This window comes from Pantoea ananatis PA13 (assembly GCF_000233595.1).
Taxonomy (GTDB): Bacteria; Pseudomonadota; Gammaproteobacteria; order Enterobacterales; family Enterobacteriaceae; genus Pantoea; species Pantoea ananatis.
This window is the reverse complement of record NC_017554.1, coordinates 3,782,937-3,804,638: the sequence shown is the minus strand read 5'-3', so window position 1 is coordinate 3,804,638 and position 21,702 is coordinate 3,782,937. Positions and strand designations below refer to the sequence as shown.

Annotated in this window: 15 protein-coding genes and 1 riboswitch; of the genes, 3 read left to right on the top strand and 12 right to left on the bottom strand. The window is 55.1% G+C overall.

Features of this window, described 5'->3' with window-relative positions; genetic code table 11:
* Positions 1-3: 3 nt before the first annotated feature.
* Genes rsmA through lptD form a run of 4 tightly spaced genes read right to left on the bottom strand, consistent with a single transcriptional unit; the run spans position 4 to position 5,522 of the window.
* The gene (gene rsmA / locus PAGR_RS18030; RefSeq protein ID WP_013024577.1) at positions 4-825 is read right to left on the bottom strand and encodes a 16S rRNA (adenine(1518)-N(6)/adenine(1519)-N(6))-dimethyltransferase RsmA; all 822 of its coding nucleotides are present in this window, start codon (positions 823-825) and stop codon (positions 4-6) included.
* Positions 818-1,810 carry a 4-hydroxythreonine-4-phosphate dehydrogenase PdxA gene (gene pdxA, locus PAGR_RS18025; protein ID WP_013024578.1) on the bottom strand — a complete coding sequence of 331 codons (993 nt, stop codon included), beginning with the start codon at positions 1,808-1,810 and terminating at the stop codon, positions 818-820. The genes rsmA and pdxA overlap by 8 nt, the downstream gene beginning before the upstream one ends.
* Positions 1,800-3,095: a peptidylprolyl isomerase SurA gene (gene surA, locus PAGR_RS18020; RefSeq protein ID WP_013024579.1), complete on the bottom strand. Its 1,296-nt coding sequence runs from the start codon at positions 3,093-3,095 to the stop codon at positions 1,800-1,802. Before surA ends, pdxA begins: the two co-directional genes overlap by 11 nt.
* 54 nt (positions 3,096-3,149) lie before the next feature.
* Positions 3,150-5,522: an LPS assembly protein LptD gene (gene lptD, locus PAGR_RS18015; protein WP_014606605.1), complete on the bottom strand. Its 2,373-nt coding sequence runs from the start codon at positions 5,520-5,522 to the stop codon at positions 3,150-3,152.
* A 182-nt stretch (positions 5,523-5,704) separates the two neighbouring features.
* On the opposite strand from lptD, the gene djlA reads away from it, so the two are divergent.
* Positions 5,705-6,520 carry a co-chaperone DjlA gene (gene djlA / locus PAGR_RS18010; RefSeq protein ID WP_013024581.1) on the top strand — a complete coding sequence of 272 codons (816 nt, stop codon included), beginning with the start codon at positions 5,705-5,707 and terminating at the stop codon, positions 6,518-6,520.
* Positions 6,521-6,584: 64 nt separating this feature from the next.
* On the opposite strand, the gene rluA is transcribed toward djlA, so the two are convergent.
* From rluA to polB, 3 genes are all read right to left on the bottom strand, one after another.
* Positions 6,585-7,238: a bifunctional tRNA pseudouridine(32) synthase/23S rRNA pseudouridine(746) synthase RluA gene (gene rluA / locus PAGR_RS18005; protein ID WP_013024582.1), complete on the bottom strand. Its 654-nt coding sequence runs from the start codon at positions 7,236-7,238 to the stop codon at positions 6,585-6,587.
* Positions 7,239-7,275: 37 nt separating this feature from the next.
* Complete coding sequence (gene rapA / locus PAGR_RS18000; protein ID WP_029568461.1) at positions 7,276-10,182, bottom strand: RNA polymerase-associated protein RapA; 2,907 nt, start codon at positions 10,180-10,182, stop codon at positions 7,276-7,278.
* A 155-nt stretch (positions 10,183-10,337) separates the two neighbouring features.
* On the bottom strand, positions 10,338-12,698 hold the full coding sequence (polB, locus tag PAGR_RS17995; RefSeq protein WP_014606604.1) for a DNA polymerase II: 2,361 nt from the start codon (positions 12,696-12,698) through the stop codon (positions 10,338-10,340).
* A 167-nt stretch (positions 12,699-12,865) separates the two neighbouring features.
* Here polB and PAGR_RS17990 point away from each other — a divergent pair, with 167 nt between their 5' ends.
* Positions 12,866-13,630 carry a DedA family protein gene (locus PAGR_RS17990; RefSeq protein ID WP_013024585.1) on the top strand — a complete coding sequence of 255 codons (765 nt, stop codon included), beginning with the start codon at positions 12,866-12,868 and terminating at the stop codon, positions 13,628-13,630.
* On the opposite strand, the gene thiQ is transcribed toward PAGR_RS17990, so the two are convergent.
* From thiQ to sgrR, 4 genes are all read right to left on the bottom strand, one after another.
* Positions 13,627-14,328: a thiamine ABC transporter ATP-binding protein ThiQ gene (thiQ, locus tag PAGR_RS17985; protein WP_014606603.1), complete on the bottom strand. Its 702-nt coding sequence runs from the start codon at positions 14,326-14,328 to the stop codon at positions 13,627-13,629. The two genes, PAGR_RS17990 and thiQ, sit on opposite strands and share 4 nt — an antisense overlap.
* Positions 14,312-15,922 carry a thiamine/thiamine pyrophosphate ABC transporter permease ThiP gene (gene thiP, locus PAGR_RS17980; RefSeq protein WP_014606602.1) on the bottom strand — a complete coding sequence of 537 codons (1,611 nt, stop codon included), beginning with the start codon at positions 15,920-15,922 and terminating at the stop codon, positions 14,312-14,314. Before thiP ends, thiQ begins: the two co-directional genes overlap by 17 nt.
* Positions 15,898-16,884, bottom strand: coding sequence for a thiamine ABC transporter substrate binding subunit (gene thiB / locus PAGR_RS17975; RefSeq protein ID WP_013024588.1), 987 nt, complete (start codon positions 16,882-16,884; stop codon positions 15,898-15,900). The genes thiP and thiB overlap by 25 nt, the downstream gene beginning before the upstream one ends.
* 43 nt (positions 16,885-16,927) lie before the next feature.
* Positions 16,928-17,032, bottom strand: a riboswitch (TPP riboswitch).
* A gap of 35 nt (positions 17,033-17,067) precedes the next feature.
* Complete coding sequence (gene sgrR, locus PAGR_RS17970) at positions 17,068-18,729, bottom strand: HTH-type transcriptional regulator SgrR (RefSeq protein ID WP_014606601.1); 1,662 nt, start codon at positions 18,727-18,729, stop codon at positions 17,068-17,070.
* 255 nt (positions 18,730-18,984) lie between these two features.
* Between sgrR and PAGR_RS17965 the strand changes: the two genes are divergently transcribed.
* Positions 18,985-20,163: an MFS transporter gene (locus PAGR_RS17965; RefSeq protein ID WP_013024590.1), complete on the top strand. Its 1,179-nt coding sequence runs from the start codon at positions 18,985-18,987 to the stop codon at positions 20,161-20,163.
* Between the two features lie 43 nt (positions 20,164-20,206).
* Here PAGR_RS17965 and PAGR_RS17960 read toward each other — a convergent pair whose 3' ends face one another.
* A complete protein-coding gene (locus tag PAGR_RS17960; protein ID WP_014606600.1) occupies positions 20,207-21,514 on the bottom strand; it encodes an MFS transporter in 1,308 nt (435 codons plus the stop codon).
* Between the last annotated feature and the right edge of the window lie 188 nt (positions 21,515-21,702).

Here is a 21,702-nt window from a genome sequence, read left to right as displayed (position 1 = left end):
GGGTTACTCCTGGGGTTGATCCAGATGATCTGCCAGCCAGTTTGCTAACTGGCAATACTGCGCGACCGAAACATTTTCGGCACGCAGGCTGGTGTCGATTTCCAGCTCATCCAGTGCGCCAGCAACGACCATATGGCTCAGGCTGTTACGCAGCGTTTTGCGGCGTTGACCGAATGCTTCAGTGGTAATGCGGCTCAGAATACGCACGTCTTTGACCGGATGAGGCGGTGTCATGTAAGGGACTAACCGCACAACCGCCGAGTCCACCTTCGGGGGCGGGGTAAAAGAGTGCGGCGGCACTTCCAGCACCGGAATCACCTGACAATAGTACTGAGCCATTACGCTCAGACGACCATAGGCTTTGCTGCCGGGACCTGCAACCAGACGATTAACCACCTCTTTCTGCAGCATGAAGTGCATATCTTTAATCGAACCAGTATAGCTGAACAGATGGAACATCAGCGGGGTCGAAATATTATATGGCAGGTTACCGAAGACCCGCAGCGGCTGGCCTTTCTCTTTGGCCAGCGCAGCGAAGTCAAACGTCATGGCGTCCTGCTGGAAAATCGTCAGCTTGGGCCCTAAAAACGGATGAGTTTGCAGGCGTGCAGCCAGATCGCGATCTAACTCCACCACGGTTAAACTGTCCAGGCGTTCGCCCACGGGTTCAGTAAGTGCACCCAAACCCGGACCGATTTCCACTATTGCCTGATCGCGCTGTGGATGGATGGCGGAGACGATGCTGTCGATAATATATTGATCGTTCAGGAAGTTTTGCCCGAAACGTTTACGGGCGTAGTGCCCCTGATGGACGCGATTATTCATTACTGCTCTTGATCATAGTGATGGCGAGGTTAAGCGCCGTGATAAAGCTGCCCGCGTCAGCCTGACCCAACCCGGCTAATTCAAGCGCGGTGCCGTGGTCGACTGAGGTACGGATAAACGGCAGGCCGAGGGTAATATTAACCGCCCGACCAAATCCCTGAAATTTAAGCACCGGTAACCCCTGATCGTGATACATCGCCAGCACCGCATCGGCATGTTGCAGATATTTGGGCTGGAACAGCGTATCCGCAGGCAGCGGACCGGTGAGTTGAATGCCTTGCTCGCGCAGCGCATTGAGTGCCGGGATGATCGTGTCTATCTCTTCCCGCCCCATGTGACCGCCTTCTCCGGCATGGGGATTCAGTCCGCAGACAAAAATATGCGGCTGAGCAATGGCAAACTTATGCTTGAGATCCTGATGCAGAATGGTGATGACTTCATGCAGACAATCGCGGGTGACGGCACCAGCAACATCTTTTAACGGCAGATGCGTAGTGGCAAGCGCGACACGCAGTTGCTCGGTGGCCAGCATCATCACCACGCGCTGCGCGCCCGCGCGCTCGGCAAAAAATTCGGTATGCCCGGTAAACGGAATGCCCGCGTCGTTAATCACGCCCTTGTGAACGGGGCCAGTAATTAAGGCAGAAAACTCCCCGGATAAACATCCGTCGCAGGCGCGTGCCAGAGTTTCCAGCACATAGTGGCTGTTGGCGACGCATAGCGTGCCGGGCGTGACCGGCTGCGGTATTTCAACGGGGAGGACGGTGAGCGTGCCAGCCTGTTGCGGTTCGGGTTCGCCTGCGGCGTCGTAAACGCGCAGCGTCAACGGCAAACCCAGCTGAGCGGCACGTTGCAGCAACAGCTGGGGAGAAGCACACACAACCAGTTCAACAGGCCAGGCTCGCTGAGCCAGTTGAACGGCAAGATCGGGACCAATCCCGGCGGGTTCGCCGGGCGTGATCACCACACGAAAATCACTGCGCATTGTTATCCAGGATTTTCACGTAAGCGCCGGCGCGCTGTTCCTGCATCCAGGTTTGCGCTTCTTCCGCAAACTTACGATTAAACAGCATACGGTAAGCGCGCTCTTTCTGGGCTGCATCGGTTTTATCCACCTGACGCGTATCCAGCAGCTGAATCAGATGCCAGCCAAAAGAGGAGTGGACCGGCTGACTGGTTTCGCCTTTTTTCAGACGCAGCAGCGCATCGCGGAATGCCGGGTCAAACACTTCTGGTGAGGTCCAGCCCAGATCGCCGCCCTGATTAGCCGAACCCGGATCGTCGGAGAACTGTTTGGCGGCCGCGGCAAAGGTCGTCTTACCACTGCGAATGTCGGCAGCAATCTGTTCCAGCTTAGCGCGAGCCTGATCGTCAGTCATGATCGGAGACGGCTTCAGCAGAATGTGGCGCGCATGCACTTCGGTAACAGAGACGTTTTTGCTCTCGCCGCGTAGATCGTTCACCTTCAGGATATGGAAACCCACACCTGAACGGATAGGGCCAACAATGTCGCCCTTCTTCGCTGTGGTCAGCGCCTGAGCAAACAGGGTAGGCAGCTCTTCGATTTTTGCCCAGCCCATGTTGCCGCCCTTCAGCGCCTGAGAATCGGCGGAGTAGGTCACGGCCAGCTTGCCAAAGTCTGCGCCACCTTTCAGTTCCGTTATCAGCTGTTTTGCCAGCTTCTCCTGATCGTCAACCTGCTGCTGCGTAGGGTTTTCCGGCAGAGGCAGCAGGATATGACTGATATTCATTTCAGTGCCCTGCGTATTCTGAGCGCCAACCTGCTGCGCCAGCGTATCGACTTCCTGCGGCAGGATAGTGACACGACGGCGGACTTCATTATTACGCACTTCAGAGATCAGCATCTCTTTACGGATCTGAGCACGATAGGTGTTGTAGTTCATCCCGTCGTAAGCCAGGCGGCTTCTCAGCTGATCAACGCTCATGCGGTTTTGCGCGGCGATATTCTGAATAGCCTGATCCAGTTGCTGATCGGTAATCTGTAAACCGGCTTTATCACCTAACTGCAGGATGATCGCGTCCATGATCTCACGTTCGAGGATCTGATGGCGCAACGTCTTGTCATCAGGCAACTGTTGACCTGCCTGCTTCGCCTGAGATTTAACGGTGCTCATCATGCTGTCCACGTCACTCTCGAGGACCACGCCGTTATTCACTACAGCTGCAACTTTATCAACCACTTGTGGTGCTGCGAACGCGGTGTTGGCACTGAGCGCCACACCAAGAATCAGCATTCTCCAGTTCTTCATACTTTATCCATTATTGGTTCCGCACTGCGGGATTGCCTGTCAAACATCACAACATCAGAATGCACGCTGATAAGGGATGATACCCTGACTCAGCATCTGGCCGGTTCCCAGGCCATAATTTGAGCTCAGGCCACGTAACTCAATGTTGAATGAGATTTGGTTGTCATACTTACTGTCGTTGTTTTCCCAACCGTTGATTTTGCGCTCATATCCCAGACGAATTGCGTAGCAACAAGAGCTGTACTGCAGGCCAACCAACTGTGATGCAGGACGATTATTACGCGTATCATAGTAATACGCGCCAACCACCGACCAGGCATCATGAATCGGCCAGCTCGCCGTCGTACCGACCTGTGAAATCCCGTTTTTATAAATCGGGTTATTCACCAGTGAACTGTCGTTCAGCGCAGAAGCAACATACTCCGGGCTACTGTAACGGTAGCTCAACTGCACCATACGGTCAGCATCACGGCGGTATTCCAGCACGGTATTTCCCTGTGCCACGTTATTCAGGCGGGTATCGTACTGCAGCCCGCCGCGCACGCCCCAACGGTCACTTATCTTCCAGTAGCTGTCACCCGCCCACAGAAGACTACCGGTGTCGTCTTCTTTATTGACCTGGTTAACACCCGTACGAGAAGGCGTGAACGAATAGATTTGACCCACAGAAACGTTAAAACGTTCAACCAAATCGGTATCATAAATTCGCGTAGTGACACCGGTGGCAACCTGGTTGGCCGATGCGATGCGATCCAGGCCGCTGTATGAACGATCGCGGAACAGGCCGGTATAGTCGGTTTGCAGCAGGGTGGAGTCGTAAGGGTAGATATCACTCTGGTCACGATACGGGATATACAGGTACTGAACCCGGGGTTCCAGCGTCTGCGTGTAGCCCTGCGCCCAGTCCATATCGCGGTCAAACACCATACGACCGTCAACTTTAAACTGTGGCAAGGTCCGGTTAACAGAGTCTTTCAGCACGCCACTACTTGTACTGGTTGGCGCAAAATTCGTGTTGTAGTAATCAACATCTTTCTGCTGATAGTGCGTCGCCAGAAACTTCGCTTCGGTATCCAGACTGGCCCAACCGTTGGACAACGGCAGATTAATCGTGGGCTCAACGTGTAAACGCGTGGTTTCAGGATAGTTGCTGTTGACGTTGGTAAACTTGACGGCCTGCGCATAGATGCGGGTGTCGAACGGACCCACATCGTTCTGGTACCAGTTCAGATCCAGTTGCGGGAAGGCGCGATAGACGTTGCTGTTGCTCGTGTTGCCAAAAATCTGGAAATCTTTGGTCGACAGCGTTGCGTCCCAGTTGGTATCCGCATAGCCCACGCTGAATTTTTGCGAGGCGTAACCATCTGTCGAACTGTAGTAAGGCGAGGTCAGATCGTTGAAATAATACTGATCGCTGACTTTGGTGTAGTCAGCACTGAAACGCCAGTGTTGGTCGTAAACACCAGAGTGACGCCAGTAAAATAACCAACGGTCCGAACTGTCATTTTGGGCAATGCCGCGTGCAGCTTTGTCGTTGTCATACTGTTTATCTGAGGCCAGATAGTCAAACTCAACGAGGCCTGCGCCAGCCTGTGTCAGATAACGGAACTCATTCTGTAATTGCAGCCCGCGATTACTCATGTAATGCGGCGTAATGGTCGCATCGGCCTGCGGCGCGATGTTCCAGTAGTAGGGCAGAATGAACTCAAAACCGTTGCTGCTGCCGTATTTAGCATTGGGGATCAGAAAACCGGAACGGCGACGATCGCCCAATGGCAATTGCAGATAGGGGCTGTAAAACACCGGAACGGAACCCAGTTTAAAGCGCGCATTCCAGATTTCAGCCACTTCTTCCTGACGATCCTGAATGATCTCAGAACCCGCGACGCTCCAGCTGTTGCTGCCGGGCAGACAGGAAGTGAAGGTGCCGTTTTCCATGATGGTGTAACGGTTTTCACCGCGCAGCTTCATCTGATCGCCCGTTCCACGGCCCTGACGGCCTACCATCTGATAATCGCCGTTCCAGACGTTGGTATCTTTGGTATTCAGATTTGACCAGGCTTTCGGACCTTTCAGGATGACCTGATTATCATCGTAGTGCACATTACCTAGCGCATCGACGGTACGAGCGGGGACGGTCTGACCTTCAGGCTGGCGTTGGTGAAGCTGTACTTCATCTGCCAGCATGCGGCTGTTACCCTGCTGCACATCCACATCACCTGTGAAGACCGCATCGTCAGGATAGTTGCCTTTCAGGGAATCCGAGTGAATAGTAACGGGCAGCTGATTAGGATCGCCGTTAACCAGGGGGCGATTGTAGCTCGGCACGCCTAACATACACTGCGACATTAAATCATCGGCGAAGGCTTGCTGGCTAATGGCTGCGCCGATCATGGTGGCCAGCAGAGTAGGTATATGTTTTTTCATACGCGGTATCGAGAATTCCATGAAAACTGGCATCATGCCGACAATCGGGTCAGAGACTAACGCACTGCCTGGCGTTGCGCCAGTGTTAATCCTTTTCTGTCCGCGCTGCCGTTAGGCGCTGAGATAAATGACAGGTATGATAATGCAATTTTCAGCCGTAAGCATGGCGAATTGAGGAGTTTATGCGCTACTGGGGAAAAGTAATAGGTTTAGTGCTTGGATTGCTGTCCGGCGCAGGCTTTTGGGGAATTGTTATTGGTCTGATCATTGGGCATGGATTTGACAAGGTTCGCGGCGCGCAGAGCAAAGCTTACTTCTCAAATAATCAGACCCGGCAGTCACTCTTTTTCAGCACGACTTTTCAGGTCATGGGGCACTTAACCAAGTCGAAAGGGCGCGTAACCGAAGCGGATATTCAGATTGCATCGCTGTTTATGGATCGCATGCAGCTGCATGGCGATGCCCGAATGGCTGCACAGCGCGCCTTTCGCGAAGGCAAGCAGGGGGAATATCCGCTCCGTACCAAACTGCGTGAATTGCGCAGTGCCTGCTTCGGACGTTTTGATCTGATTAGGATGTTTCTGGAAATTCAGATCCAGGCCGCGTTTGCCGATGGGTCGCTGCATCCCAATGAACGTCAGGTGCTGTATGTGATTGGTGAAGAACTGGGGATTTCTCAGAGTCAGTTCGACCAGTTTCTGCGCATGATGGAGGGGGGACAGCAGTTCGGCGGCGGTCGCAGCTATTCACAGCAGGGCGGTTTTCAGCAGGCGCAACGAGGCCCGACGTTATCCGATGCCTGTAACGTTTTGGGTGTGAAAACCACCGACGATGCCACCACCATCAAACGCGCCTATCGCAAACTGATGAGTGAACATCACCCGGATAAGCTGGTGGCGAAAGGTCTGCCGCCCGAGATGATGGAGATGGCGAAACAGAAAGCGCAGGACATTCAGTCGGCTTACGATCTGATTCGCAAAGAAAAAGGCTTTAAATAAGTGAGATGCGCGCCCGGGCTGATGGCGAGGGCGCGCGAAGCAGAAGCATTAGCATCATGGCAGATTAAAAATCGGCAGGCTGCCTGAAGGTCATGGCATTACCAAACGCCGGGTGCGTGATGGTCAGCGATTCGGCGTGCAGCAGAAGACGATCTGCCATGGCTTTTGCTTCCGGATGTGCGTAAAAACCGTCACCCAGAATCGGATGGCCCAGCGCCAGCATATGTACGCGCAGCTGATGCGAGCGCCCGGTAATCGGTTTGAGCGCGACGCGCGCGCTGTTATCTTCACCGTATTCCACAACCTGATAGTCGGTTTGCGCCGACTTGCCGGTGTCGAAACACACTTTCTGCTTCGGGCGATTAGGCCAGTCGCAAATCAGCGGTAAATCCACCATGCCCTTCTCCTGCGCCGGATGGCCCCAAACCCGGGCCACATAGGTCTTTGCAGGCTCGCGTTCACGAAACTGGCGTTTAAGCTCGCGCTCTGCGGCCTTTGTCAGGGCGACCACAATCACGCCGCTGGTCGCCATGTCCAGCCGATGCACAGATTCCGCCTCAGGATAATCGCGTTGGATCCGCGTCATCACGCTGTCTTTGTGCTCGTCAAGCCGACCGGGTACTGAAAGCAGGCCGCTGGGCTTATTCACCACCATGATATGGGCATCCTGATACAGAATGTGCAGCCAGGGCTCAAGCGGTGGATTGTAGGGTTCCATACTCTATTCCAAAAAAGAGGGCCTTGCGGCCCTGAACTTATTGATGCGTAACCACAATCAGACGCAGTGCATCCAGTCGCCAGTTCGCTTCATCCAGACTCTCCAGTACCTGCTGGCGATTCGTTTCCAGCGCCTCGACCTCATCGTCACGGATGTTGGGGTTAACGGCTCTCAGTGCTTCCAGACGTGATAACTCGGCCCCCAGCTTTTCGCTCGCCTCGCGCCGTGCCGCGTCAATAACGGCACGTGCTTCACTGACGACTTCTTTTTCAGCCAGCGTCAGGATCGCGTGAACGTCCTGCTGTACGGCATTCACCAGCTTGCTGCCGGTGTGGCGGTTAACGGCATTCAACTGGCGGTTGAAGCTTTCGAATTCCACTTTACCGGCCAGGTTCGTCCCGTTGCGATCCAGCAGCAGGCGCACCGGCGTAGGGGGCAGGAAGCGGGTTAGCTGCAGATGTTTCGGTGCCTGGGATTCCACCACGTAGATCATCTCGACCAGCAGTGTCCCCACAGGCAATGCCTTGTTCTTTAACAGCGACAGCGCACAACTGCCGGTGTCACCTGACAGAATCAGATCCAGGCCATTACGGATTAACGGATGTTCCCAGGTAATAAACTGCGTATCTTCACGCGACAGGGCCTGGTCGCGATTGAAGGTGATCGTACAGCCGTCTTCCGGCAGGCCCGGAAAGTCCGGAACCAGCATATGATCTGAAGGTGTCAGCACGATCAGGTTATCACTGCGGTCTTCCTGATTAATGCCGACGATATCAAACAGGTTAAGAGCAAAGTTAACCAGTTCGGTATCATTATCCTGTTCGGCAATGGTATTGGCCAGCGCCTGGGCGGCTTCACCACCGTTAGAGTTTAGCTCCAGCAGGCGGTCACGGCCCTGTTCGAGTTGGGATTTCAGCGCATCATGCTGCTTACGGCATTCGCTAATGAAATCATCAAACCCGTCGCTGTTTTCCGGTGCGGCCAGGTAGTTAATCAGCTCTGCGTTGACGCTGTCGTAGATGGCTCTGCCGGTCGGGCAGGTGTGCTCGAACGCGTCCAGCCCTTCGTGATACCAGCGCAGCAGCACGGCCTGGGCCGTTTTCTCCAGCCAGGGGACCAGAATCTGAATATCGTGCGCCTGGCCAATACGATCCAGTCGGCCAATACGCTGTTCCAGCAGATCCGGGTTAAACGGCAGATCGAACATCACCAGACGGCTGGCGAACTGGAAGTTACGGCCTTCGGAACCAATTTCTGAGCACAGCAGAACTTGTGCGCCGTTCTCTTCAGAAGCGAACCAGGCGGCAGCCCGATCGCGTTCAATGATCGACAGCCCTTCATGGAACACGGCGGCGCGAATCCCTTCACGTTCACGCAGCACCTGCTCCAGTTGAAGTGCTGTAGCGGCCTGAGCACAGATCACCAGCACTTTTTCTTTACGGTTGCTGGTCAGGTAACCCATGAGCCATTCAACGCGCGGATCGAAGTTCCACCAGGTGCCGGTATCGCCTTCGAACTCCTGATAAATCTGTTCCGGATAGAGCAGATCGCGCGCGCGCGCTTCTGCGCTTTTACGTGTGCCCATAATACCGGACACCTTAATGGCCGTTTGATACTGAGCCGGCAGGGGCAGACGAATAGCGTGTAACTCACGTTTCGGGAAGCCTTTCACCCCGTTGCGGGTATTACGGAACAGCACGCGGCTGGTACCGTGGCGATCCATCAGCATGGAAATGAGTTCGCTGCGCGCGTCCTGTTTGCCTTCACGATCGCTGTTTGCCACCTGCAGCAGCGGTTCAATATCCTGCTCGCCGACCAGCTCATTGATCATATTCATCTCGTTTTGTGAGATGGCATGATCGGCCAGCAGCGATGTCACCGCATCGGCAATCGGGCGGAAGTGCTGCTGCTCTTCAACAAAGGCGGCAAAATCATGAAAACGGTCGGGGTCAAGCAAGCGCAGGCGCGCAAAATGACTCTCCATGCCCAGCTGTTCTGGTGTCGCGGTCAGTAACAGGACGCCCGGCGTTTTTTCAGCCAGTTTTTCGATCACCTGATACTCGCGGCTTGGTTCGCCTTCGGACCAGGCCAAATGGTGCGCTTCATCCACCACCATTAAATCCCAGTCGGCGTCCGCCAGCTTATCCAGACGCTGTTTGTTGCGACGCACAAAGTCCAGCGAGCAGATAATCAACTGTTCGGTGTCGAAGGCATTGTCGCTGTCGTGCTGCGCTTCAGCGTAACGATCGTCGTCAAACAGGGCGAAGCGCAGGTTGAAGCGGCGCAGCATTTCTACCAGCCACTGATGTTGCAGGGTTTCTGGCACGACGATAAGTACGCGTTCAGCACGGCCTGCCAACAGCTGCTGCTGGATGATCATGCCGGCTTCGATGGTTTTCCCCAGGCCGACCTCATCCGCGAGCAGGACGCGTGGCGCATGGCGGCGGCCTACGTCGTGGGCGATATGCAGCTGGTGGGGGATCAGATTGGTACGCATGCCGCGCAGGCCGCTGACGGGCAGGCGATACTGCTCACTTTGATATTTACGTGCGCGAAAACGCAGGGCGAAGCGATCCATACGGTCGAGCTGGCCTGCAAACAGCCTGTCCTGAGGTTTGCTGAACACCAGTTTGCTGTCGAGCATCACTTCACGCAGCATGACGTGGGTTTCTTCGGTATCAAGGCGCGTGCCGATATAGGTTATCAGGTCATTGTCATTGCGTACTTCATCGACCTGCATCTGCCAGCCTTCGTGGCTGGTAACGGTATCACCCGGATTAAAAATCACGCGGGTGACCGGCGAGTCGCTGCGAGCGTAGAGGCGATTTTCCCCTGTGGCCGGGAACAGCAGGGTGATCATGCGCGTATCAATCGCCACCACGGTGCCTAATCCCAGTTCACTTTCTGTATCACTAATCCAACGCTGACCTAATGTAAAAACCATATAATTTTTGCTCGAATTTTTAACGTTTTTGAAGGTGTTCCCCATTCTCAGGCAATAGCATTTCATCCAGGCAAAAGGGCCTGGTGCGTCATGTCAGAGCAGTGAGTTTTGAGGAAGGGCGTTATGGTACTGGATGGCAGGGCATTCGTCACCTGTCAAAAAAGGCCTAACTGCCCGGTAATGAGTGTAGCAAAGTCGCCATCGACAAAAGGCAGAATGCCTTCGGCTACGGGCTGCAGCTGTTTAGTCACGTAGTGATCGTAGTCCAGCGGCGTGGTTCGGGCCTCTACCGGCTCGGGGCCGCCGGTGGCAATCACATAACGAATGCGGCCCCCGGTCTGATATTGCAACGGCCGGCCCAGCTTACGATTCTGCTCATCAGCCAGACGGGCGGCGCGAACGTGCGGCGGCACATTGCGTTCATACTCGTTCAGTGGGCGGCGCAGGCGCTTTTTATAAATCAGCCTGTCGTCCAGCTCACCTGCCAACAGCTGGGCCACCGTGTTACGAACATAGTCTTCCCACGGCTGGCGATGAAATATGCGGCTGTAAAGCTCCTGCTGAAACTGCTGCGCCAGCGGCGTCCAGTCGGTACGTACCGATTCCAGTCCTTTGAACACCATACGCTCACTTTCGCCTTCCCGAATTAAGCCCGCATAGCGTTTTTTACTGCCCTGTTCAGCACCGCGAATCGTCGGCATCAGGAATCGGCAAAAGTGATTTTCATACTCCAGCTCCAGGGCGCTGGTCAGGCCGTATTGCTGCTGCAGGTGTTCACGCCACCAACCGTTGACCTTCCCGGCCAGTGCCCGGCCAATTGCCTCTGCCTCGTCTTCATCCCGGGCGGATTTCAGCCAGACAAAGGTCGAATCGGTGTCGCCATAAATCACATCGTAGCCTTCGGCTTCAATGAGTTCACGGGTTTGCTGCATGATGGCATGACCGCGCAGTGTGATAGACGAGGCCAGGCGAGGGTCAAAAAAGCGGCAGGCGCTGGTGCCGAGCACGCCGTAAAACGCATTCATGATGATTTTCAGGGCCTGCGACAGGGGTTTATTGCCCTGTGTTTTTGCGGTTTCGCGCCCCTGCCAAATCTGCTCTACGATGGCGGGCAGGCAATGCGTCTCACGTGAGAAGCGCGCCTCGCGAAAACCGGGCACCGAGTCCGCATCCGTTGGGTGCGCCAGACCTTCGATGAGCCCGACGGGATCGATCAGAAAGGTGCGGATAATCGAGGGATACAGGCTTTTATAATCCAGCACTAACACGGAATCATACAGGCCGGGCCGGGAATCCATCACGTAGCCGCCGGGGCTGGCTTCCGGCGCCACATCGCCCAGATTCGGGGCGACAAAACCGGCCCGGTGCATGCGGGGGATGTACAGATGACCGAATGCCGCGACGGAGCCACCGTGGCGATCGACTGCCAGCCCGTTAACGGCTGCGCGCTCCAGTAAAAACGGCATGATTTCGGTTTTATGAAAGATGCGCGTGACCAGCTCGCAGTCCTTCAGGTTGTAGCGCGCCAGCGCCGGTTTATCGTTGGCAAAACGCCAGTTGATCTCTTCCATGCGCTGCCATGGGTTATCAATGGCTTTGCCTTCACCGAGCAGCTGTTGCGAAACAGATTCCAGACTAAAAGAGGGAAAATCCCAGAAGGCGGATTTCAGGGCATCAATGCCGTCAATAATCAGGCGACCTGTCGCCTGGGCAAAAAACACGCCGGGTTTAAACCCATGCTCGCGCCACTCCAGCGCGGCCTGCTGGCGGCCAAGACGTAACGGAATGCCGTAGCGATCGGCGTGTTTCTGCAGCACGCGCAGGTCAAACTGCACCACGTTCCAGCCGATGATCACATCCGGATCGTTATCGGCAAACCAGCGATTCAGCGCCTCCAGCAACTGCGGGCGGCTCTCAAGATAGATAAGTTCGAAATCCAGTTCGCTGGCGTCGCCGTTAGGCGGTCCCAGCATGAAAACCTGGCGCTGTCCGCAGCCTTCCAGACCAATGCAGTAAAGCTCGCCATGCTGGGTCGTTTCAATATCCAGCGAGACCCACTTCAGCGGGGGCCGGTAATCGGGATGGGGTTTCAGACGGGCGTTAACCCATGTGTCGCCCTGAATGTCACCATCAAACCACACGGGCGCGGTAATAAACCGTTCCATTAGGTAGCGTTCGGGTGGACGAATGTCGGATTCATACAGGGGGATACCGCTTTCGCGCAGTTTCTTTTCAACCCACTGCAACTGGCGATGCTGCCGGCAGTACAGGCCAAATACTGGACGGCGGCGAAAATCTTTTAATTGCAGAGGCTGCATCCGCAGCTGGCGCTCGCCCTGCAACAGCGTGTCGACCTGCGCCTGATATTCACAGGGAATAAACGTCACGGATTCCTGTAAAGGCAGCACAACGCGCTGAGCACCCTCGTCGGTGGCCAGCCACAGCGTAATTTCGGTGCCTTGCGGCGTGTCGCGCCAGTGACGGCTGAGCAGAAACCCTGCGCGGGGCTTATTCACGTATTCTCCAGGCAGATAGCGAGTCGGACATCTCATTGACCAGTATAACATGGATATTTATACAGTGTCTGCCGGTGCGTTTTGTCAATATTGGCCTACAATTCTTGCCTTGACGCTGTGATGTCTGCTCTGGACAATCCAGCCTTCTGCTTTTTCTGAGGATTGATATGGAAGCCTGGGTTGAACACCTGATTACACAGTCGCTGGAGTGGGCGCTGTTTGCCGTCGCGCTGGTGACGTTTCTGGAGTCATTGGCGTTCGTGGGGCTGTTACTCCCTGGCACCGTCATGATGGCGAGCCTGGGTGCGCTGGTGGGCAGTGGACAGATCGGCTTATATCCCGCCTGGGCCGCGGGCTTCATTGGCTGCCTGCTGGGCGACTGGGTTTCCTATGGCATTGGCTGGAAGTTTCAGGGGCCGCTCCATCGCTGGAAATACCTGCAAAAGTACAAAGGGCTGCTGGATAAGACCGAACACGCGCTGTATCAGCACAGCATGTTTACCATTCTGGTCGGGCGCTTTGTCGGGCCAACCCGGCCGCTGATCCCGCTGGTGGCGGGCATGCTGGAATTGCCGGTACGCAAATTTCTGCCCCCCAATCTGATCGGCTGTATTTTATGGCCACCGCTCTATTTATTGCCGGGTATTCTGGCAGGCGTCGCGATTGATGTTCCGAAAGAAGCCCAGGGCGGCCATTTCATCTGGCTGTTATTAGGCGTTGCTATCCTGGTATGGCTGGGATGCTGGCTGTGCTGGCGCTGGTGGCGCAGTGGAAAAACGCGCGACTGGGCGACGGCTTATTTGCCACCCGAACGTCTGCGCTGGCTGGCGCCGCTAAGTTTTGTGGTGGCCGTTGCGGCGTTCGTCGGCATCCAGTTTCATCCGATGATGCCGATTTTCCGCCACCTGTTGTGGCAGGTCTTTATCGGTTAACGGCGCGGGATGCCGAGCACATCGGCTTCCCGTATGTTCCCTGACAACAGTGCGTCCGTCGATCCCTGCCAGTAAACGCGTCCATCCACCACCACCACGCTACGTGGCGCTATCTGCTGTGCGTCTTCAAGACTGTGCGACACCATCAGCAACGTAATCGCACGGGTTTCGCAGACGGTGCGCACCAGATTAAGCATCTCGCCGCGCAGGGCTGGATCGAGCGCCGAAAAAGGTTCATCCAGCAGCAGCACCGGGCGATCGCGCAGTAAACAGCGTGCCAGGGCAACGCGCTGGCGTTGTCCTCCCGAGAGCTGGCCCGGCAGGCGTGACAGCATCTCACTGAGTCCGACCTGCTGCGCAATGGTCGTCACCTGCTGGCGCTGATCTGAGGTCAGCTTCAGACCGGGATGTAAGCCCAGCCCCAGGTTCTGTTCTACGCTCAGGTGCGGAAACAGGTTATTTTCCTGAAACAGCATTGATACCGGGCGCTGGGCGGGCACGCTATTCGTATGGTCAACATCGTTAATCGTCAGGCTGCCCTGGCTGACGGGCAGAAAACCGGCAATCAGGTTTAATAACGTACTTTTACCTGCCCCGCTTGGGCCGAGAATCGCCAGTCGTTCGCCGCGCCCGGCGTGAAGGGAAAAACGCATCGGCAAATGCTGATACAGGTAAGTCAGATTATTCAGTGTCAGCATGGCGGCCCGGTAATTTTTCCATCAAGGTGAACAGAGACAGGCAGAGTAGCAGCAATAACAGTGCAGTAACGGCGCCATCGGCACCGCGATAGGCGCCTATCTGCTGATAAAGGTAGAACGGCAGCGTGCGGAAATCGGCATTACCAAACAGCGCCACGATGCCAAAATCACCAATCGACAGCACGCAGGCAAACGCCAGCGCCTGCGCCAGCGGACGTTTCAACGCCCGGAGTTCAATCAGCCACAGGCGGTTCCAGCCGCTGATGCCCAGTGCCCCGCACAGGTGGGCGTAACGTTCAGCGATATCCCGCATCGGGTTTTCCAGCACTTTCAACGCGTAGGGAATCGCGATTAACGCATTGGCAAAGATCACCACGCCATCCGCGGAGTCCGGCAAGCCGGTCGTGGCGTTCAGTAGCAGGAAAAAGCCGGTTGCCAGCACGATACCGGGCATTGCCAAAATCAGCATGCCGCTGGTGTCCATGATCTGTGCGGCGAGTGTATGCCGCCGCAGGCGCAGCTCCCGGCTGCTCCACAACAGCATGGTGGTCAGGACCAGACACAGCACGCCGGCGCCGAGCGCGATACGTAACGAGGTCAACGTTGCCTGCCATAACGCCGGTTGCTGTATCGCGCCCCGAAGCCCGCCATCCAGACCATTTACGATCACCGCCAGCAGCGGCGGCAGCAGCAGCAGCAGGGCGAAAAAGATGATGGCGGCGTCGCTGACGCGGGCCAGCGTGGAATCCTGAGGATCGCGCCAGCCGTGCAGTTGCGGGCTACCCGCCGGAATGGCGTTGCTGAAGCGCTGGCTGAGGAGCACCAGCACCAGGCAGCAGCTGAGCTGAATCAGCGCCAGGAGCGCCGCGCGGCCCGGATCGTAGTCATAGCTTAACGCCTGGAAGATGGCCAGTTCGATGGTGGTCGCCTGCGGCCCGCCACCCAGCGATAGCACGGTGGCAAAACTGGCAAAACAGAGCATAAAGATTAATGCCCCGGTGGGCAGGAGCTGGCGGCGCAGCCAGGGCCATTCAAGCAGCCGGAAATGATGCCAGCCACGTATGTTCAGTTGGGCAGCAAGCTGACGCTGTTCGGCAGGAATGCTTTCCAGCGCCTGCAGCATCAGGCGCGTGGCCAGCGGCAGGTTGAAAAACACATGGGCCAGTAAAATTCCCTGAAGCCCGTAAGGCGAGAAGTGATAGTCCACGCCAAGCCAGGCGCAAAGCTGCGCCAGCCAGCCCACCCGACCATAGACGGTGAGCAGGCCGAATACGGCCACCAGCACGGGCAGAACCAGCGTCATGGCGCACAGGCGCAGCAACACCTGACGTCCGGGAAAGCGCCGCCGATAAAGGGCTCGGGACAGTGGAATGGCCGGCAGCAAGGAGAGCAGGGCGGACAGCAGCGCCTGCTTAAACGAAAAGCCAATAACATGATGCAGGTACGTATCCTGCAGGACAGACCGCCAGTCGGTCGCTGGCGCCGCCATCCACAGTGCTGTGAAGGCCAGCAGCGCCACGCTGCAGAGCAGCAGCGTGGCGAGCGAACCCGGAATCAGCCAGAAAGGGATTAACGGCTGACGGCGCGTTGCCATTGGCTAACCCATTGCGAACGGTGGCTGGCAACCTCTTCCGGTGAAAACTGCAATGTTGTCTTCGGCACGCTGAGCGAGGCAAACCCGGCGGGCAGGTCAGTTTTGATCACCGGATACATCCAGTTCCCGGTAGGGATGGTGTTCTGAAAGGCTGGCGTAACCATGAATTGCATAAACTGTTCTGCCAGTTTGGGCTGCTTGCTGTTCGCCAGTCGGGCGGCCACCTCAACCTGCAGATAGTTGCCTTCGGCGAAGGATGCCGCAGCATAGTTATCTTTTTTCTCTTCAATGATGTGATAAGCCGGTGACGTGGTATAGCTCAGCACCAGATCGCTCTCGCCTTTAAGAAACAGGCCGTAGGCTTCACTCCAGCCTTTGGTGACCGTGACGGTTTTCTTCGCCAGCTTTTGCCAGGCCTCAGGCGCGTTGTCCCCGTAAACCTTTTGCATCCACAGCAGCAGGCCAAGGCCTGGCGTGCTGGTGCGAGGATCTTCATAAATCACGCGCCATTTCTCTGGGCTTTCGACCAGTTCTTTCAGGCTTGTAGGGGGATTTTTTAGCGTGTTTTTGTTGTACACGAATGCGAAATAACCGTAATCGAACGGCACAAAGGTGGTGTCCTTCCAGCCGCCGGGCACCTGCAGCTCACGGGTATCCACGTCGCTTTTGGCAAACAGGCCGGTTTGCTGCGCGGCCTGCAGAAGGTTGTTATCCAGGCCTAGTACCACATCGGCCTTTGTGTTCTTGCCTTCCATACGTACACGGTTCAGCAGCGAAACACCGTCTTCCAGCGCGACAAATTTCAGCTCGCAACCGCACTGGGCTTCAAAGGCTTTTTTGACGGCCGGACCCGGCCCCCAGTCAGCGGAAAAGGCGTCGTAGGTGTAAACCGTCAGGACAGGTTTGGCCGCAAAGACCGGGGCAGAAAGTAACAGCAGCACGGGCAGGACGTTTTTTAACACTTTGCGCTCCTAGGGCGGCAGGGTTGAGTCGCAAAGGATCTGAGCAAAACAACCTCTCAAATCCCTACGTCGGTATTAACCGATTCAGGTTCGACGGGTATTTCTCAGCGCCCTGACACTGTGGAAAGGGGCACCCCGTTGAGAACGCCACATTCTAGTCATTAAATGCGCAAGGGGAAAGGCTCACAGCGTAGGCGGGGCAAACCAGGCGGATTTAAAATCAAACCAGCCCAATGTATTCATCCGCACGCCGCGCATACTGCGCTGGCCCTCCAGCAGCAGCCAGTGATGAAACAGCGGATGAAGCCAGCTATTTTCCACCAGATATTTACCCCATTCAGCGAGGGAGAGCGTTTTTTCACGCCAGCGCGTGGCATCCTGCTGCCAGTTAACAGGCAGACAGTGCTGCATCAACGGCGTTTCGTATAACAGGGCAAACAGGGAATATTCGAGGGGCAGGGTAAAATTGACGCTGCCCAGCCAGATATCACTCTCGCCTTCGCCCTGATGCCAGCTTTCGTAACTGACTTCCCGGGTGTTCAACGTAACGCCCTGTTCTGCCAGCAACGGACGTAAGGCATCCGTAATACTGACATGCTCAATATGCTGGTTATACCAGGTTAACGTCAGGCTCGTGAGGCCCGCCGGTTTGTCCACTGGGGTCAGATCGCGGCGATGGTGCCAGCGGGGTAGCAGGCCGTAAGCCGGGAACCAGTAGCGCTGATAACCCCTGCCCGCATTATTGAGGAGTGCAATCGGGTTAAGCAGGTCGCTGAGCCAGCGTCGAATGTCTCGATCGGCCATTTTTTCTGAACGCTGATCGAACAGTAAATAGTAGCAACCTTCTTCAAGCCGGCTCTCTTCCTGTTTCTCATCGGCTTTTTCGCCCTGCAGGCGAACCCCTGCATAAACCAGCTCGTCACTGATCTCTGGCAGTACCCACACCGACACATCATCGATCAGCGCGCGATAGCCAAAGTAGTCGTCAAACGCTTCTATCTTCAACTGGCTGTGCTGATTACGGACGACCCGATAAGGACCTGTTCCCACAGGTTGACGGGCAAAATCGCGAATTTCAGGCCATTCCCGTGGCAGAATCATGGCGCTGACGCTGCCCAGCAGCCAGGGCAGCCAGCTGTCGGGCTGATCCAGATAGATATCCAGGGTCCAGGGGGCCGGTGAGTCGAGCCGTTGGATATGAGAAAACAGGGGATACTGACGCAGGCGTTCCAGGCTTGCGATCACATCGGCCATGTCCAGCTCCCGGCCATGATGAAAACGAATGGCAGGACGTAAATAAAAGCGCCAGTGGAGATCGGATGTTTGCTGCCAGTGATGGGCGATATCGGCCTCGATTTCCCCCTTTTCCTCATTTATGCGCGTCAGGCCGCTAAAGATCTGGCGGGCAATATGGGTTTCCGAACGGCGCAGGGGCGAACCGGGTAACAGATTCAGCAGAGGGCGATAATAGAGGACGCGCAAAATATGTTTGCCCTGGCGGAAGCTCCGCCCCAGGTGGGCGCTGATCATCTGTCTGACCTGATCTTTATCCCCCACCAGCTGGACTAACTGATCGATACGATCCTGCTCCAGAAGATCTTCGGCACGCTGCTGCTGCAGCGCCAGCCCGGTGTAGCAGAAGGTCATCAGGGAACGTTTGCCCCGTCCGGCTTCGGCCTGCCAGGTGAGCCAGCCAGCCGCTTGCATTCTGTTGAGCAGGTTTCGCATATGGCGACGCGAACAGTGCAGCAAATCAGCCAGTTCGCCCAGGGTTGTTTCCTGTGGTTGTCCCTGGCAATTTTGCCACAGACGAATGAACTGCTGCTTCAGACGTGATGACGACATAAAAGAGGAACTCCCTGATAAAGGTGCTCTGTTTTTCTTACCCCATTTTAGAGGCAATCTTTCCTGTATTGGAAGAGCGGGAGGCATTCAGTAATGAATGGCGCTCTGACATGGACTGGCAGCGATGTCTGTCCCTTCTGAGTAGTGTGTTACGATTTCGCCAGCAGGGTTATTCTGCTGGTTTTTTTTACGTTGTAGGTTTGGGTCGGGGTTCCATTGTTCCCGTTTCTCCCGTTGTTCTGTCAGGGATAAGGCATGAAATCTTTGTTATCGTTCTCGCGCCGTTTCAATCCGGTCTTTTTGGCTTTTATGGTGACCGCCTTTATCCTCGGCGTGGCCGGTGCGCTGCAGGCGCCGACGCTGAGCCTGTTTTTATCGCGAGAAGTACAGGTGCCACCGCTGTGGGTCGGGCTGTTTTTTACCATCAATGCCATCGCCGGCATTGTGGTCAGCATGATGATCGCAAAGCGCTCCGACAGCGTTGGCGATCGGCGGAATATCATCTTAGTGTGCTGTATCCTTGCCCTGGCAAACGCCATACTGTTCGCGTTTACCCGCCATTACCTGACGCTGATAACGCTGGGCGTGCTGTTATCGTCGCTGGCGAACGTCGCCATGCCGCAGCTCTTTGCGCTGGCGCGAGAATATGCCGACAGTTCCTCGCGCGAAGTGGTGATGTTCAGTTCCATTATGCGCGCTCAGGTGTCGCTGGCGTGGGTGATTGGGCCACCGCTGTCGTTTGCGCTGGCGCTGAATTTTGGTTTCGTTACGCTGTTCAGCGTGGCGGCCGGCTTGTTTTTTCTCTGTTTCCTGCTGATCTGGTTTACCGTGCCCTCGGTGCCGCGTGCGGCTTCCCTGATGCAGTCGGGCGGGATCCCCCTGAGCGGCTGGCGGATTCGTGACGTGCGCATTTTGTTTGCCGCATCAACGCTGATGTGGACCTGTAACACCATGTACATTATCGATATGCCGCTGTGGATCAGCAACGATTTGGGCCTGCCCGAAAAGCTTGCCGGTCTCTTAATGGGCACGGCCGCCGGGTTGGAAATCCCGGTCATGATCCTGGCCGGTTTCTATGCCAAACGTTGGGGTAAGCGAAAGATGATGGTGGGCGCGGTGGCCTCCGCCGTTGTGTTTTACAGCGGCCTGATTCTGTTTCACAGTCACCTGGCGCTGCTGGTCCTGCAGGTGTTCAACGCTCTGTTTATCGGCGTTGTCGCGGGCATTGGAATGTTGTGGTTTCAGGATCTGATGCCGGGGCGGGCAGGCGCAGCCACAACCCTGTTTACCAACAGCATTTCGACCGGCATTATTTTGGCGGGGTTATTTCAGGGCATACTGGTTGAACATTTTGGTCACGGCAGCGTGTACTGGGTGATCGCCGCGATTGCTTTACTGACGCTGGGAATGATACGCAACGTTAAAGACGTTTAATAAGCACGTTCCCCCGGCAGAACAGTGCCGGGGGAACGGTGCTTTAGAGCACAATCCGCTTAATATCGCCAATGATAAAGATATAGGCGACTAAGCCAATCACCGCAGTGATACCGATATACACGAGCGCATAAAAAAAGCTGCTTGTCATTGAAATGATAATGCCGATAATCAGGGGCGCTAAAATCGAAGCCATATTGGCGCAAAAGTTAAATATACCACCAGTGAGTCCTGCCATAGAAGCCGGGGCAATATCTGCGATTATTGTCCAGCCCAGACCGACCATGCCTTGTCCAAAAAAGGCAATGGACATAACGATGATAACGGCGCTGTCTGAACTCATCCAGTTAGCCGCAATAATCGTGCCGGAAAGCACCAGGCCGCTAATAACCGGAAGTTTTCGGCTCAGATTAATAGATCCTGTTGCATTCAACAGTTTATCTGAGAGCCACCCGCCAAAGAAAACGCCTACAGCGGCAGCCATAAATGGCCATACAGAAAAAAAGCCCACCTGAAGCCATTCCAGTTGCCGTTCTTTCGCTAAATAGGTGGGAAACCATGTCAGAAAAAACACCAGGGTCGTATTTCCAGCGAATTGTCCGAGACTGGCGCCAATAATTTGCCGGCAGCAGAGTAAACGTTTGGCATCGGGCCAATTAAAGGGCGTGTTTTTTAATGTTTCAATGGGTTCATTATTGATAATGTAATCAATTTCTTCCTGATTGGCTTTTTGGGATGCTTCAGGCTCATGGTAAAGTCGCCACCAAATAAACGTGAACAGAATACCGGCTCCGCCGGTAATAAAAAAAAGGCTGCGCCAGCCGTGATACTCCAGAATGAGATAGAGTAAGGGCGAGAAAGCCGCCAGACCAATATATTCCCCGACGGTATAGGTTGCGGTGGCGCGGGCACGTTCATGACGCGGGAACCATTTTGCCACTACGCGACTGTTAACCGGAAAACAGGGTGCTTCGCTCAATCCCAGCCCCAGTCTCAGGAAGATCAAAGACTTGAGCCCAAGAGTAAATGTTTGCAGTAGAGTGAAAATCGACCAAAACAGCACGGAAAGGGCGTAGGTCAGTTTGTTACCAAAGCGATCTAAAAACATCCCTCCGGGGATTTGTGCCAGCGTATACGTCCAGGCGAAGGCAGAAAAAGCCACGCCCATCATAGCGGGATCGATTTCAAGTTCGCGGGTGATTTTTGGCGCAACGATGCCTAAAATTGTCCGATCAAGATAGTTAATCATTGTGCCAGCGGATATTAATAGCAGAATGATTATTCTGACTTTCGTGGGTTTATTTTTCGGCGTGCGCCTGCCAGCGTGTTCCTCATTGTATAACTTTTCCATGATGTATCCCTGAAGTTTAAACTATTTTTTGATGTTTTTTTTACATTGAAAAATAGTCTGATATTGCTAATTTTTTTGTTTCTTTATAGCATTTTTTAAGCGTCATTAATTTTGACCTGAGTACATAATTAGTCCTTTTAACGGTGATAAAGTAGCGATAGCAGATTTACTTTTCATTCAAAGGCAAA

Excerpts from the sequence above, each read along its gene's own strand:
- rsmA (WP_013024577.1), bottom strand. The coding sequence starts at position 825 with ATGAATAATCGCGTCCATCAGGGGCACTACGCCCGTAAACGTTTCGGG.
- pdxA (WP_013024578.1), bottom strand. The coding sequence starts at position 1,810 with ATGCGCAGTGATTTTCGTGTGGTGATCACGCCCGGCGAACCCGCCGGG.
- surA (WP_013024579.1), bottom strand. The coding sequence starts at position 3,095 with ATGAAGAACTGGAGAATGCTGATTCTTGGTGTGGCGCTCAGTGCCAAC.
- lptD (WP_014606605.1), bottom strand. The coding sequence starts at position 5,522 with ATGAAAAAACATATACCTACTCTGCTGGCCACCATGATCGGCGCAGCC.
- djlA (WP_013024581.1), top strand. The coding sequence starts at position 5,705 with ATGCGCTACTGGGGAAAAGTAATAGGTTTAGTGCTTGGATTGCTGTCC.
- rluA (WP_013024582.1), bottom strand. The coding sequence starts at position 7,238 with ATGGAACCCTACAATCCACCGCTTGAGCCCTGGCTGCACATTCTGTAT.
- rapA (WP_029568461.1), bottom strand. The coding sequence starts at position 10,182 with ATGGTTTTTACATTAGGTCAGCGTTGGATTAGTGATACAGAAAGTGAA.
- PAGR_RS17990 (WP_013024585.1), top strand. The coding sequence starts at position 12,866 with ATGGAAGCCTGGGTTGAACACCTGATTACACAGTCGCTGGAGTGGGCG.
- thiQ (WP_014606603.1), bottom strand. The coding sequence starts at position 14,328 with ATGCTGACACTGAATAATCTGACTTACCTGTATCAGCATTTGCCGATG.
- thiP (WP_014606602.1), bottom strand. The coding sequence starts at position 15,922 with ATGGCAACGCGCCGTCAGCCGTTAATCCCTTTCTGGCTGATTCCGGGT.
- sgrR (WP_014606601.1), bottom strand. The coding sequence starts at position 18,729 with ATGTCGTCATCACGTCTGAAGCAGCAGTTCATTCGTCTGTGGCAAAAT.
- PAGR_RS17965 (WP_013024590.1), top strand. The coding sequence starts at position 18,985 with ATGAAATCTTTGTTATCGTTCTCGCGCCGTTTCAATCCGGTCTTTTTG.
- PAGR_RS17960 (WP_014606600.1), bottom strand. The coding sequence starts at position 21,514 with ATGGAAAAGTTATACAATGAGGAACACGCTGGCAGGCGCACGCCGAAA.